Here is a 12,922-nt window from a genome sequence, read left to right as displayed (position 1 = left end):
TTTAGCGGTAAATTAATGTAAAAATTTTACCCATACAAAGTAAAAATGACCATTTCCCAGGCAGTTGGAAACGTCTGCACAGTTTCTGCTTTAAATACAAAGAAACATCAAACAACTAATTCGGTGGATAGTGAAGTAATTTATTTACCAAATACTGATTGTGCAATCAAGCCCCAGGCTTGCTTGTCAGCCTTTACTTCTTATAGAGTTGGAGGAGCAGCTGATTTGTATGTCGCCCCCCGAAACTTGGAAGCACTGCAAGCCAGTCTTAAATACGCAAAAGAACATAATTTAAAAGTGACAACACTAGGAGCAGGTTCTAACTTGCTGGTGAGTGATGGGGGTATATCAGGCTTAGTCATTGCGACTCGTCATCTCCGCTTCAGCAACTTTGACCCTCAAACCGGTCAATTAACCGTTGCTGCTGGAGAATCAATTCCTAGTTTGGCATGGGCAGCAGCAGAATTAGGATGGCAAGGGTTAGAGTGGGCTGTTGGCATCCCTGGAACAGCTGGAGGTGCTGTGGTGATGAATGCAGGGGCACACAATAGCTGTATCGCAGATATGTTAGTTAGTGCCGAGGTACTTTCACCCGATGGGACGCTGGAAACTCTTACCCCGGAACAGTTAGGTTATAACTACCGGACTTCATTATTACAAGGTGGCGATCGCATAGTCACCCAAGCTACCTTACAACTCGCGCCAGGTGCAGATCCAGCAAAAGTTGTAGCAATCACCAAAGAACACAAAAAACATCGTCTAAGCACCCAACCATATAACTTCCCCAGTTGTGGAAGCGTGTTCCGTAATCCCAAACCTTACAGTGCTGGTTGGTTGATTGAACAAACTGGACTAAAAGGCTACCAAATTGGGGGAGCGCAAGTAGCACTACTCCATGCTAATTTCATCGTTAACAGAGGTGGAGCAAAAGCTAGTGATATCTTCTGTCTCATTCGCCACATTCAACATAAGGTAAAAGAACGCTGGTCTATTAATTTAGAGCCAGAAGTCAAAATGCTTGGAGAGTTTCAAGGTGCTTGCGGATAGAGAATGGGGAATGGGGAATGGGGAATGGGGAAGATGATGCTGTAACGAAGAATTAATAACCAATGCCCAATTCCCAATTCCCAATTCCCAATGCCCAATTCCCAATTCCAGGATGCATTAATTATTGGTAAAAAAACAGGCAAATTACTTACCGCATCTATAATTGAATTTGATTTGTTATTCAACGCACAAGCGTACAAATAATTATGACAGGTAAAGGACAAGGATTCGGCTTTGGCTTAGGAAAAATGAAGGAACTAGCCGATGCTTTTAAGAAAGCGCAGCAAGTTCAAGAAGGTGCAAAGCGACTCCAAGAAGAGTTGGAGCAAATGGAGATTTTAGGAGAATCTGGTGGTGGCCTGGTGAAGGTGATTGTCAGTGGAAACCAAGAACCAAAGCGGGTGGAAATTTCTCCAGATGCTTTAGGGGAAGGTGCAGAAGTACTTTCCGATCTTGTGACAGTAGCAATGAAAGAAGCCTATAACAAGTCCACAGCAACAATGCGGGAACGTATGGAAGAACTAACCAGTGGGTTAGAGTTACCTGGATTTTAGTCATTGGTCATTAGTCATTGGTCATTGGTCATTGCTCAAAGGACAAATGACTATTGACAAAGGACAAAAAATATCTATGCCTTACAAGTTGCTATTTGTCTGCTTAGGTAATATCTGCCGATCGCCATCGGCAGAAAACATCATGAATCATCTAATTGAGCAAGCTGGCTTGAGCGATGACATCATTTGTGATTCTGCTGGTACATCTAGTTATCACGTTGGAAGCGCACCTGACAGACGCATGAGTGCTGCGGCTGCTACAAAGTTGGGAATTAAACTGCGTGGTCAAGCACGCCAGTTTCAAAAGTCAGACTTTCAAGACTTTGATTTAATTTTGGCGATGGATCGAGAAAATTATGAGAATATCCTTGCTCTCGATCGCACTGAGCAATATCAGCATAAAGTGCGTTTGATGTGCGAGTTTTGCTCTCGACACACCCTGAAGGAAGTTCCAGATCCTTATTACGGTGGTCAAGACGGATTTAATCAGGTTATTGATTTACTGATTGATGCTTGTGAAGGTCTGCTTGCAAAAGTTAGGAGTTAGGAGTTGGGAGTTGGGAGTTGGGAGTTAGAAGTTTTAATTCCTCACTCCTCACTCTTAACTCCTAACTCTTATTCCACTAAACCATGCTTCATAGCAAAACGCACTAATTCGGCTCGGTTGCTGGTTAAAGTTTTTCTCAATAAACTGCTAACATACTTTTCCACTGTACGAGGACTCAGGTGTAGCTGATGACCCATATCGGCATTAGACAAACCATGAGTCAATAACTCTAAGACTTCTTGTTCTCTATGAGTTAAAGATGAGTGCAGATGAGATTTTGGAATTTGAGTGGACAGAGAATTATGGGCATCCGCCGCTTTTGTCAAGGCGGAAATGCCCAAATTCTCTTTATGAGAAAAGCGAGACTCTGATTGAATAATTTGCGATCGCTCCAAAAGATTGCGGATTGCTGCTGCTAATTCTTCCAGTTCAAAGGGTTTGGGTAAGTATAAATCGCACCCCGACTGGTAGCCCAGGATTCTTTCCTGGGTCTTAGTTCGGGCTGTTAATAAAATTACAGGCAATAATCGAAACATTGGTTGTTGACGCACCCGACGCACCAGTTCGTAGCCATTCATCTGTGGCATGATTATATCCGTAACAATCAAATCAGGATGATAGTTATCGACCATAACCAAAGCCTCTTGACCGTCATTAGCCGTGATCACACTGTAGCCAGACAGTTCAAGATAGTCGCTAACAGACAGACGAGTGCCCAAATCATCATCCACAACAAGGATCGTCAAGGGCATGGACAATACACCCCTAGCATTTTTTTACTCAGAAATTTGCTTCTGTGTGCTTCATTAGTAAACACTGGTAATAATAGTGTTCTTATGTTTCATACTATGACAGGATTACCAGCTAATAACTGACTTTAGGGTTGATTTATAAAGGAAATCTTAAAGCTTTTGGAAGGCTAACAAAATGTAACTCAGCTTTGATATCCTCTGCTTGGCAGGCATAGAGAGCTTTTTAATTTGTAACAACTCGTTAATCAGGCAAAGTAAATTCTTCCCATAGTATAAATTAATATTAAGTTAATCAATAATTAACCAAAATAGGACTAAGTATAAATACTCTTTTTTCTCTTGTAATAAATACTTAGTCAATCACTAACGATCATTAGCATCATACCAATTATTTGTAAAACTATACAAAATCAGGCTTGGTCAAACTTGGCGGTTTCTATCTTAACTTAGATGTAATCGATATTGGGTAATTTAAAATTGACAGAAACTCTTAATTGTGAAATTAGAAAAGCTAAATTAGTGATATACAGTTCAGCATTTATAGCGGTTCTAAGATACACCCTATAATTCCCAAGGAAATCCAAATAATTTTTAGGTACATTTAAAGCACACAAAATTATCAATGAGCGACAAGAACGAAGGTTACAAAGTTATTGCTGACAACCGTCAAGCCCGTTATTTGTATGAAATTCTGGAAACTTACGAAGCCGGAATTGAGTTGACAGGAACCGAGGTGAAGTCGATTCGTGCGGGTAAAGTCAATCTCCAAGATGGCTATGCTTTACTTCGCAATGGCGAAGCATGGTTGATCAATATTCATATCTCACCTTACAACGCTAGTGGACAATATTTTAATCACGAACCACGGCGTACACGCAAGCTATTGTTGCATCGCCAAGAACTCCGCAAGCTAATTGGCAAAGTTGAACAGCAGGGTTTAACTTTAATCCCTTTGAAAATGTATCTCAAACGCGGCTGGGTAAAAGTGAGTATAGCCCTTGGCAAAGGTAAAAAGCTCCACGATAAGCGAGAAGACTTGAAACGACGGCAAGATCAGCGTGATATCCAACGGGCAATGAAAAGTTATTAAAGTTCTTCTTGTGTCACATCAGGAAAAACTCTTGCTGTGACATCTGCTGCATGAATGCCCCTGTAAATAAACACGACTTTGTACAGATATTATTGGTAACATGAGATATTTTAGGAATTTTCAACGCCTTTGTGGTTTTTTGAGGAAGAATAAAACCGCAGAGGCGCTGAGGGCACAGAGAAATAAGGGTGTAAAGATATAACTAATATGAAAGGCGTAGAAAAACTTAGACTCTTTTTTGATACTATTTAAGACCGGACTCTTTAAATATTGATTGACGTATGAGCAAAGGTACCCTGTTTGATAAAGTTTGGGACTTACACACCGTTGGTACACTTCCCTCAGGGCTGACGCAACTATTTATCGGGCTTCACTTAGTTCATGAAGTCACCAGTCCCCAAGCTTTTGCTATGTTACGCGAGAGGGGACTAAAAGTATTATTTCCAGAGCGTACCGTTGCTACAGTCGATCATATTGTGCCGACAGAAAATCAGGCGCGTCCCTTTGCTGATGGTTTGGCAGAGGAAATGATTCAAGCGCTTGAGCAAAATTGTCGAGAAAATAACATTACTTTTTATAACATTGGTTCTGGTAGTCAGGGTATTGTTCACGTCATTGCTCCAGAACTTGGGCTGACTCAGCCAGGAATGACGATCGCTTGTGGAGATAGCCACACTTCGAGTCATGGGGCATTTGGTGCGATCGCATTTGGCATTGGTACTAGTCAAGTTAGAGATGTTCTCGCTGCTCAAACTCTCGCCTTGTCCAAACTGAAAGTCAAAAAAATTGAAGTTAACGGCAGTTTGAACCCAGGAGTTTATGCCAAAGATGTCATCCTGCATATCATCCGCACACTCGGCGTAAAAGGCGGTGTGGGCTATGGTTACGAATTTGCAGGTACGACATTTGAGCAAATGAACATGGAAGAGAGGATGACTGTCTGCAATATGGCGATCGAAGGCGGTGCTAGATGCGGCTATATTAATCCCGATCAAGTCACCTACGATTACCTTAAAGGTAGAGATTTTGCTCCCATTGGTGCAGATTGGGATAAAGCAGTAGCTTGGTGGGATTCAATCAAGAGCGATGCTGATGCCCAATATGATGATGTAGTCGTATTTGACGCTGCCGAAATTCCTCCTACTGTTACCTGGGGGATTACTCCCGGTCAAGGTATCGGTGTCAATCAGTCAGTGCCTCAGCCGGAAGAACTGCTTGAAGAAGACCGATTTATTGCCGAAGAAGCTTATCGATACATGGATTTGTATCCTGGTCAACCTATCAAAGGTACTAAAATAGATGTCTGCTTTATTGGTAGTTGCACCAACGGCAGAATTAGTGATTTACGGGAAGCTGCAAAAATCGCCAAAGGTCGCCATGTTGCAGAAGGAATCAAAGCTTTTGTTGTCCCTGGTTCTGAAAGGGTGAAGGAAGAGGCAGAAGCTGAAGGACTGGATAAAATTTTCCAAGAAGCCGGATTTGAATGGCGTGAACCCGGATGTTCTATGTGCCTAGCCATGAACCCTGATAAGCTACAAGGAAGACAAATCAGCGCCTCTTCTTCTAACCGCAACTTTAAAGGAAGACAGGGTTCATCCTCGGGCCGGACATTGTTAATGAGTCCGGCGATGGTCGCTACTGCTGCGATTAAAGGCGAAGTCTCTGATGTGCGTGAGTTGTTGTAATTTTTTGTCATTTGTCATTTGTCATTTGTAGAAATTAACAGGCTGTCATTGATAATGATAGGTAAATAAAGTTTATGGTTAGTGAAGTTAAAACAGTTTCAGGGCGCGGTATACCTTTAGTGGGCAATGATATAGATACCGATCGCATTATTCCCGCGCGATATTTGAAAGCCGTTACCTTTGATGGGTTAGGTGAAGGCGCGTTTATTGATGACCGGACAGCACTTAAAGGTGAACATCCCTTTGACCAACCGCAATATCAAGGGGCGAATATTTTAATAGTCAATAGAAATTTTGGCTGTGGTTCATCAAGGGAACATGCACCCCAAGCGATCGCAAAATGGGGAATCCAAGCTTTAATCGGTGAAAGCTTCGCAGAAATCTTTTTTGGTAACTGTGTGGCAATGGGCATACCTTGTGTGACAGCCGATGCTGTTATTGTTAAACAACTGCAAGACTTAGTTAGTGCCAATCCCCAGGCAGGTGTAACAGTGAATCTGGAAACCTTGCAAGTGCAAATTGGTGATTACACCGCCTCAGTTGCGATCGGTGAAGGTACTAGAAGCACATTCATTTCTGGGACTTGGGACGCTTGTGGTCAGTTAGTAGCAAATGCTGACCAAGTTCGGGCAACAGCTGCAAAATTACCTTATGTGAGTTGGGGCAATTTAGCCGCGAGTTAATACTTTCTCATTCCCTGATTAGTCAGCCAGGGAATGCTGATTTGTAGGCTGATGCTGTTGCTGAAAGTAGCTAGGCGTTAATATTGAGGTAGAGGTGACAATAACCGAATCTACTGGAAATTTAATAGCATAGTCAGCAAACTCTAATTGCGTCAGAGTTTGGTCATCAAATGCCTCTTGTGTAATCATGTGAATAACCTCACTGATGGGGTTTTACAAAAGGCGATCGCAGTCTCTTCCCGGAGGGCGATCGCTTTTGTTTTGTCTATCAATTAATCTACGTGACGTGTAGATTCACGTCAAGTGTAGATTTATAAAATCTAGAGTGTTATAAATCTACTTGTAGATTTAGATACTGACAAGTAGAGAAATCTACATCTAACAGCTACTAAACTGGGGATGTAGTGATATGCCTATGGATAAAGTGATTCGCTGGAAATTAAATGAAGTGATGGCGCGAAAGCGAGTGAGGAATAAGGATTTAGCTGAGGCGTTAGGAATAACTGAAAATTCGGTGTACAGATTGCGTAAGGTTGACGAAATGCCACGATTAACCCCAGAAAGATTAAACGGCATTTGTAAGGTATTGGATTGTCAACCTGGGGAGCTTTTAGAATATGAGCCAGATGACAGCGATCACAAGGAAGTGTCTCTTGTTGATCGAGCATGAGTGCGATCGCCATGAATTACGTCTGTTAAGCAAATGTACTAACTGCGAAACTCCTTTCCCGATTCCCGCAGATTGGGTACAAGGTGAATGTTTTTACTGCTTCCTGCCTTTTGCAACAATGGCAAAGCGTCAGAAGCCTGGTCAAGAAAAGCGATCGCCCACTTCAGATATCAACTCTAAAAGAGTGTACAAGTAGGTCAAGCAAGAAGCATTATATAAAAAAATTAATAAATAGCTATGTGCAATACTTTCTTCTCTGCATCAGCTATCGTTTTGTCGAAAAGGTTGCTTGAAAAAGTAAGATCATCTGTAAATTTTCTAAAAGCAGTATTGTAAAAACTACGAATAATAAAGGATATGAAAGTACTCGGTGCGATTGGGGAACAAACAGGTATTCTACAATTTTTAAATTGTCCCAAGGTTAGATGGCATTTGGGGTGATCTAATTCTTTATGATTGTCTGGATCATAATCGAACCTAATTGGTACTGGTAATATATTTTTTGCTATTATATCTGCATATATTTCGTCTTCTTCATAAATTGTAGGCTCATTCTGGAAAACTTCTAAAAATGGTGATGGTAAAAAAGCAAGCCTATGTGAAATTAGCTCGGACTTTTTATAAGTATACAAAAGTTGTATTAACGCACCATCAATCATTTTGAAGTTGTAGTTTTTACCTCTGTTTAGTTCATGATATATGTCCTTGTAATCAATATTTTTCAGTGCTATTGAGAGATCCTGCATACCAGAATATGCAATCTCATAACTATCTTTACCAATAGATGTAGATGACGGAAAATTTTGTTGGTCACACAAACTAACTTCTATTAGTTTTTGAGTTATGGTATTAATTTCTTTATAAATTTCTTGATGACTAGTCATTTCAAAGTAGGTAATTTTTCAATTTTTCTATTAGTTCTTGTGGCAAATCTTCTTTGTGTATAACACCATTGTCTAAATCTTCAACAATATCTTTTAAATTTCTTTGGTTCTGACTTCTACGCTCACGCTCTTTAGGACTCATATCTCTATTGATAACATTCATTCTTATTCGTTCTTTTTCTGTAGGATAGGTAAATTCAAGAACAAAGTTTCTTTTTCTAACTTCTTCAAATTCTTTCACCAAACCCCTCATATTTTCACCATAGCCTAATACTCTTAACCAAGCTTTACTTCTTGTCATGGCAGTAAACAAGATATTTCTTTTTTGAGAAAGCTCTGTACCAGAAAAGCATTAATGGGCATTTATAACATATATCATCGCAGCTTCATTTCCCTTTGCTCTATAGATACCCGTGAAAGTGACTGCTTCTTCACTAAAAAATTCATCACGGGAATTCGTTACTCCAGCTAGGTTAGAATTAATCTTTCTTTCAAAGAGTAAAGCCCTAGAGCTTCCAACGGCATCTTTAGTTGTAAACGGGTTAGAATGAATAATCATTATGTCATCATACTTTAATTCATCTTCTCTAATGTTCTTCTCTATTTCATTGACTAACCATTCATTTTGTTCGTGGCTATTATTAAATGACTTAAATATAATTAAGTCATCAATAGTTGAGTGAGATTCAAGGAATATTGGACTAGTATCGCTAGTTCTACTAAGCTTTACAGGCTTTCCTTCATCTAAGTTTCCTTCTTCTACTTCGTAACCAATATCTCTCCATAATCCTGCATCATCAAACATTTGGATTAATCCTTCATTTCTATATATTCCAAAACCCAAAGCATGTGCAGAAGTTAGGAGTGGGCGAGAATTTCTATAGCATTTCTCTAATATGATGTCTTGTTTCGCTTTTCCTGATCTGTTTTGAAGTTGAACACATGGGGAGCATCCAGTTTTGGAAGATTTACCATTTATGGGAAAATGTAAAGGGAAAGAACCCTGTGCGATCGCTGACAATGAACCAAGAGAAACAAGAACGGATCAAAGCCTGCTTACAAGAATTGTCAACACTGCTGTATGAAGAAGCAGATAAAAGTAAGCTGGCAGACCTCGAAGGCATAGAAAAAACAGTTCGCAGTCAAGTATTAGAATTAGTCAGCCCAGAAATAGCCCTTTTTTTATCGAACAAAAAACTGGAACAAAAGTAGGTAAAACCAGGAAAATAAAAAGCCTAGTAGGGGAACTGAAATTAAAAGCCAAACAGCTTATTAGACTAGGTTTAAAGCCAAGAAGGAAGCTTTTGTCCATTACTTCAAAAGTGCTGTTTGAGGTTATCAGCTAACGAATCCTACCAAAAAGCAGAAATCGAGATTGAGGCATTGACAGGAGTAAAAGTTGGTCACTCAACACAACAACAACTAGTCATGTCACAAGATTTTCAACTACCACTTGCTAAACAATCAGTTTCAGAAGTTAGCGTAGATGGAGGAAAAGTCCGACTTAGGGGTAAACCGAAAGCAGGCTGTCACTGGCGAGACTATAAAACCGTTCGTCTGCAAGGGATTTACTATGGTGCGTTTTTTGATGACAACCAATCATTAATTGATTATATCAATAGCCAGCGTCTAGTTAACCCGTTAGTCTGCTTAGGAGATGGTCATGATGGTGTATGGAATCTCGTCAAAGAGTTTGGTAAAAGTGAGAATTTTGAGCGTTGGGAAATTTTAGATTGGTATCATCTCAAGGAAAATCTTTACAAAGTGGGTGGTTCTTTAAAGCGACTCAAAGCAGCTGAAACTCTTTTATGGCAGGGTCAAGTTGAAGAAGCCAAGGCTTTATTTCATAATTGCCGAGGCAAACAAGCTAAGAACTTCATCGCTTATCTCGAAAAACATTGCTCCCGTATTGTCAACTATACTTATTACCAAGCTGAACAACTTTGTTCTATTGGTTCTGGTGCAGTCGAGTCTGCTATTAAACAGATTGGAGCTAGGATGAAAATTTCTGGCGCACAGTGGAATGTTGGGAGTGTCAACCAAATCCTTTCTGTTCGTTGTGCTTATCTGAATGGTTTACTTGCTATTTGAGTGTTTCTGCCAAAAGTGGATGCTCCCTCTTATTCATGCCACTGGTATGTTTTTTGTATTACTTTCTTTCTGGTGCATCTATGAACTAGGCTATGTAGAAAATGACATAGTTGCTGAACGGTTTGAGAAAAAACCAGTCCTATCAGCAACTTACCAACAGTACAAGAACCGAATCAATGTATGGCAGGCTTGGATTTGGGCTGTAATTTTTGCTGTCCCTGGGCTAATTATTTTGGAATTGGCTAAAGTTGTCTCAAGTGATGTTACTTTGGCTTCCATTGTTAGCACCCTAGATTTAAAAACAGCTTTAGTTAAAATGGCATTATGGATAGGTTTACTCCTGGTTGTACGCCTAAGTTTCTTTGTTTACAACTATATTGATAAGCAGACAAGAACTTGGCTTTACTTTGTATTGCAAACTTACAAGTCATTTGGTTTTCTTGTAGTGACAAAAACCAATATTATTGGGTCAATGTTGTTTGTAGCACAAGTGGTTAGTGTCTGGATACCCTATTTTGTTTATCGTTATACTAAAAGTAAGTGGTTAGAAGGACTACCCCATGAAATGCTTCGTGTCTTTTTATTTGGGTTTCTAGTTATCGCTATTGCACTAGGAACTCAAAATATTTGTATATTGATGAGTTGGCAGACTTTAGTCATTTTAGTTTGGTATGCCTACCGAGCAAGACGTCGTTTATGGAAATTAGTGCGTGAAATCCATCCAATTTACCAAGATATGTGGGATATAAGGAATTAGAGGATGTTTGAAAAGTCATACTGAATGTAGCGCAGCTAGTGAAGGATCTCCCAGTAATTGCTCAAACTCTAGATCATTCGTTCCATTCAGAATGACAAATTATACATTTTTCAACTTTTCAAACAACCTTTAAGCTCGACTTTATCTATTTTTAAGAAACCCAAAACTCGACGCTGAAAACATCGCAGTACCCTAGTTTTAGTTTTTAGACTTGAGGGGGAATAGGAGGCATGGAAAAAGTATTTGCAAAAAAACCAGAATTTTTGCCAGATAAAGAAAGCAGAGTTCTTAATTTGGAATAAAGTCGAGCTAAGAGCTTAATTAAGGATGTAGACTCAATACACAGAAAAATCTGTATTTGCTATACCAAATTCCCAAATATAAATTAGACTTTCAAAACTGAGTTTCAAATTCTTAATCTTCATAAAGTTATAAATAGCATTATTAAGTTTTTAATAATACTTGTCTCAGCTTCTACATTCATGTCGTAAATTGCGATCGGAATTGTGTAATCTAAAGACAGCTAATAGCTCATTATTCAATCGAGGTCTGATGACTCCTACAATCATGCGTCAGCTTTGGTCAGTGGTTGAAACCGCCCAAGCCAAGCTCCTCTTACAACTGGATGATACTAGCTTGGTGCAGTGGTTAGTGAAACAAACCGAAACACAAGTTTTGTTAGATCCTAACGAAACTGATTATCTGTGCCACTACATTCAATCTCGGCTAGCCCTTATACGTGATATTGCTCATGAACGTCAGTGTTCATGATATAGAAATCACTATAAACTGATTGATAGTCAAGTGTTATTACTATTGACTATTGGCTTTTTCGGGAAATAACCTTCCACTAAGCAGTCAGAACCAACTACACGCCAACGAACCTGTTCTAGAGACAATGCCTCAGTCATGGTAGTAAAACCTAAATCGCCCACAGGTGTGGGAGCAATGCTACCACCAATGATTTTTGGGGCAATAAATGCCAAAACTTTTTGCACTGCTCCTTGAGCGATCGCACTAGCAGCTAAAGTACCGCCACATTCCCACAACACGCTACAAAAACCCTGCTCATACAAATACACCATTGCCTGATCTGGTGTAAGTGATGTTAATTCCACGACTTCCACCCCAAGTTTTCGCAACAGTCCTTGAAAATCGGGGTTAGCACCCTTCTGTGTCAACACCAAAGTAGGAGCATCCGCAGTTTGCCACAGATGGGCACTTTCCGGTAAGTTGAGATTGCGACTCATCACCACCCGCAGGGGATTATGTGCCTCCAGATGATGACTAGTTAAATAAGGATTATCTTGTCGCACTGTATTACCCCCGACAATTATTGCATCGCAACCCGCCCGCAGTTGATGTACTTCACTGCGGGCCTCTTGGCTTGTCACCCAGGCGCTATGACCAGAGGTAGTAGCAATTTTGCCGTCTAAAGTCATGGCATATTTTAAAATTCCTAAAGGTCGCTTGTAGAGAATGCGATGCACAAAAGCTTCATTTAGCTGACGACAAGCTGATTCTTCTACTCCTACCAACACTTCGATCCCCGCCGCCCGTAAACGAGCAATACCACCTCCAGCTACCAGTGGATTGGGATCAACCATACCCACTACCACTTTTGCTACTCCAGCTTGGATCAATCCTTCTGAACAAGGGGGAGTTCGCCCGTAGTGATTACAAGGTTCAAGTGACACATAGATTGTTGCACCACGAGAACGATCGCCTGCTGCTTTTAAAGCAAACACTTCTGCATGAGGCTCACCTGCACGAGGATGAAACCCTTCGCCGACAATTTCGCCATCCTTGACAATCACCGCTCCCACTAACGGATTTGGCGAAGTCCGTCCTAAAGCGCGGCGAGCAAGTTCCAAACACCGCAGCATCATGCGAGAGTCAAAATCAGTTCCGATCTTTTTGTTTGACTCCACTAGATGTATATTTTCCTGAGTGTAATTTGGTAAGGATGCATCTGCTTGAGCGACCACTGGGGAATTATCCATAATTTTAGGCAACACTGTCAATATTCTGCACGCGATCACGCAGCCTTTCCACAGGAGAATCGCGCTTTGCTGCTGATAATTAATTAAACAGAGTCAAATTCAGGCGCTGTTATTAGCTGTTTTAAATTGCACCAGTTTGTAATATTCACATTACAATTT

16 protein-coding genes and 1 pseudogene are annotated in these 12,922 nt (G+C 40.4%); 11 read left to right on the top strand and 6 right to left on the bottom strand.

Annotated elements, in window-relative coordinates; genetic code table 11:
• Positions 1 to 45 precede the first annotated feature (45 nt).
• The 3 genes from murB (at position 46) to RMZ41_RS21995 (ending at position 2,148) form a co-directional block, all read left to right on the top strand.
• Positions 46 to 1,047, top strand: a complete 1,002-nt coding sequence (gene murB, locus RMZ41_RS22005) for a UDP-N-acetylmuramate dehydrogenase (protein ID WP_322641326.1) — start codon at positions 46 to 48, stop codon at positions 1,045 to 1,047.
• A 206-nt stretch (positions 1,048 to 1,253) separates the two neighbouring features.
• The gene (locus RMZ41_RS22000; RefSeq protein ID WP_100900466.1) at positions 1,254 to 1,601 is read left to right on the top strand and encodes a YbaB/EbfC family nucleoid-associated protein; all 348 of its coding nucleotides are present in this window, start codon (positions 1,254 to 1,256) and stop codon (positions 1,599 to 1,601) included.
• A 76-nt stretch (positions 1,602 to 1,677) separates the two neighbouring features.
• Positions 1,678 to 2,148: a low molecular weight protein-tyrosine-phosphatase gene (locus RMZ41_RS21995; RefSeq protein WP_322641359.1), complete on the top strand. Its 471-nt coding sequence runs from the start codon at positions 1,678 to 1,680 to the stop codon at positions 2,146 to 2,148.
• Between the two features lie 68 nt (positions 2,149 to 2,216).
• Here the strand turns inward: RMZ41_RS21995 and RMZ41_RS21990 are convergent, their stop codons facing one another.
• Positions 2,217 to 2,900, bottom strand: coding sequence for a response regulator transcription factor (locus tag RMZ41_RS21990; protein WP_322641325.1), 684 nt, complete (start codon positions 2,898 to 2,900; stop codon positions 2,217 to 2,219).
• A gap of 622 nt (positions 2,901 to 3,522) precedes the next feature.
• On the opposite strand from RMZ41_RS21990, the gene smpB reads away from it, so the two are divergent.
• The 3 genes from smpB to leuD all read left to right on the top strand — a co-directional run bounded on the left by smpB (position 3,523) and on the right by leuD (position 6,358).
• A complete protein-coding gene (smpB, locus tag RMZ41_RS21985) occupies positions 3,523 to 3,990 on the top strand; it encodes an SsrA-binding protein SmpB (RefSeq protein ID WP_012407256.1) in 468 nt (155 codons plus the stop codon).
• 281 nt (positions 3,991 to 4,271) lie between these two features.
• Positions 4,272 to 5,675 carry a 3-isopropylmalate dehydratase large subunit gene (gene leuC / locus RMZ41_RS21980; protein WP_322641324.1) on the top strand — a complete coding sequence of 468 codons (1,404 nt, stop codon included), beginning with the start codon at positions 4,272 to 4,274 and terminating at the stop codon, positions 5,673 to 5,675.
• A gap of 74 nt (positions 5,676 to 5,749) precedes the next feature.
• Positions 5,750 to 6,358, top strand: coding sequence for a 3-isopropylmalate dehydratase small subunit (gene leuD, locus RMZ41_RS21975; RefSeq protein WP_322641323.1), 609 nt, complete (start codon positions 5,750 to 5,752; stop codon positions 6,356 to 6,358).
• Positions 6,359 to 6,376: 18 nt separating this feature from the next.
• Here the strand turns inward: leuD and RMZ41_RS21970 are convergent, their stop codons facing one another.
• Positions 6,377 to 6,547 (bottom strand): hypothetical protein, encoded by a 171-nt coding sequence (locus tag RMZ41_RS21970; protein ID WP_322641322.1) that lies wholly within the window; start codon positions 6,545 to 6,547, stop codon positions 6,377 to 6,379.
• A 220-nt stretch (positions 6,548 to 6,767) separates the two neighbouring features.
• Between RMZ41_RS21970 and RMZ41_RS21965 the strand changes: the two genes are divergently transcribed.
• Complete coding sequence (locus RMZ41_RS21965) at positions 6,768 to 7,028, top strand: helix-turn-helix transcriptional regulator (RefSeq protein ID WP_322641321.1); 261 nt, start codon at positions 6,768 to 6,770, stop codon at positions 7,026 to 7,028.
• On the top strand, positions 7,012 to 7,224 hold the full coding sequence (locus tag RMZ41_RS21960; protein ID WP_322641320.1) for a hypothetical protein: 213 nt from the start codon (positions 7,012 to 7,014) through the stop codon (positions 7,222 to 7,224). Before RMZ41_RS21965 ends, RMZ41_RS21960 begins: the two co-directional genes overlap by 17 nt.
• A gap of 28 nt (positions 7,225 to 7,252) precedes the next feature.
• On the opposite strand, the gene RMZ41_RS21955 is transcribed toward RMZ41_RS21960, so the two are convergent.
• From RMZ41_RS21955 to RMZ41_RS21945, 3 genes are read right to left on the bottom strand one after another with little or no spacing between them, the layout of a single operon-like run.
• A complete protein-coding gene (locus tag RMZ41_RS21955; RefSeq protein ID WP_322641319.1) occupies positions 7,253 to 7,912 on the bottom strand; it encodes a DUF2290 domain-containing protein in 660 nt (219 codons plus the stop codon).
• A gap of 1 nt (position 7,913) precedes the next feature.
• Positions 7,914 to 8,225 carry a hypothetical protein gene (locus tag RMZ41_RS21950; RefSeq protein ID WP_409875745.1) on the bottom strand — a complete coding sequence of 104 codons (312 nt, stop codon included), beginning with the start codon at positions 8,223 to 8,225 and terminating at the stop codon, positions 7,914 to 7,916.
• Positions 8,226 to 8,264: 39 nt separating this feature from the next.
• Positions 8,265 to 8,717: a hypothetical protein gene (locus RMZ41_RS21945; RefSeq protein ID WP_322641317.1), complete on the bottom strand. Its 453-nt coding sequence runs from the start codon at positions 8,715 to 8,717 to the stop codon at positions 8,265 to 8,267.
• A 215-nt stretch (positions 8,718 to 8,932) separates the two neighbouring features.
• Between RMZ41_RS21945 and RMZ41_RS21940 the strand changes: the two are divergent.
• The 3 genes and pseudogenes from RMZ41_RS21940 (at position 8,933) to RMZ41_RS21930 (ending at position 11,531) form a co-directional block, all read left to right on the top strand.
• Positions 8,933 to 10,003 (top strand): annotated as a pseudogene (locus tag RMZ41_RS21940) (ISKra4 family transposase).
• A 19-nt stretch (positions 10,004 to 10,022) separates the two neighbouring features.
• The gene (locus tag RMZ41_RS21935) at positions 10,023 to 10,760 is read left to right on the top strand and encodes a hypothetical protein (protein ID WP_322641316.1); all 738 of its coding nucleotides are present in this window, start codon (positions 10,023 to 10,025) and stop codon (positions 10,758 to 10,760) included.
• Positions 10,761 to 11,312: 552 nt separating this feature from the next.
• Positions 11,313 to 11,531, top strand: a complete 219-nt coding sequence (locus RMZ41_RS21930; RefSeq protein ID WP_322641315.1) for a hypothetical protein — start codon at positions 11,313 to 11,315, stop codon at positions 11,529 to 11,531.
• Between the two features lie 29 nt (positions 11,532 to 11,560).
• Here the strand turns inward: RMZ41_RS21930 and ribD are convergent, their stop codons facing one another.
• The gene (gene ribD, locus RMZ41_RS21925) at positions 11,561 to 12,763 is read right to left on the bottom strand and encodes a bifunctional diaminohydroxyphosphoribosylaminopyrimidine deaminase/5-amino-6-(5-phosphoribosylamino)uracil reductase RibD (protein ID WP_322641314.1); all 1,203 of its coding nucleotides are present in this window, start codon (positions 12,761 to 12,763) and stop codon (positions 11,561 to 11,563) included.
• Between the last annotated feature and the right edge of the window lie 159 nt (positions 12,764 to 12,922).

Origin of the sequence: Nostoc sp. DedVER02 (assembly GCF_034530675.2) — a bacterium.
Taxonomy (GTDB): Bacteria; Cyanobacteriota; Cyanobacteriia; order Cyanobacteriales; family Nostocaceae; genus Nostoc.
The sequence above is the reverse complement of the archived record's forward strand: the minus strand, read 5'-3'. Positions and strand labels throughout refer to the sequence as shown.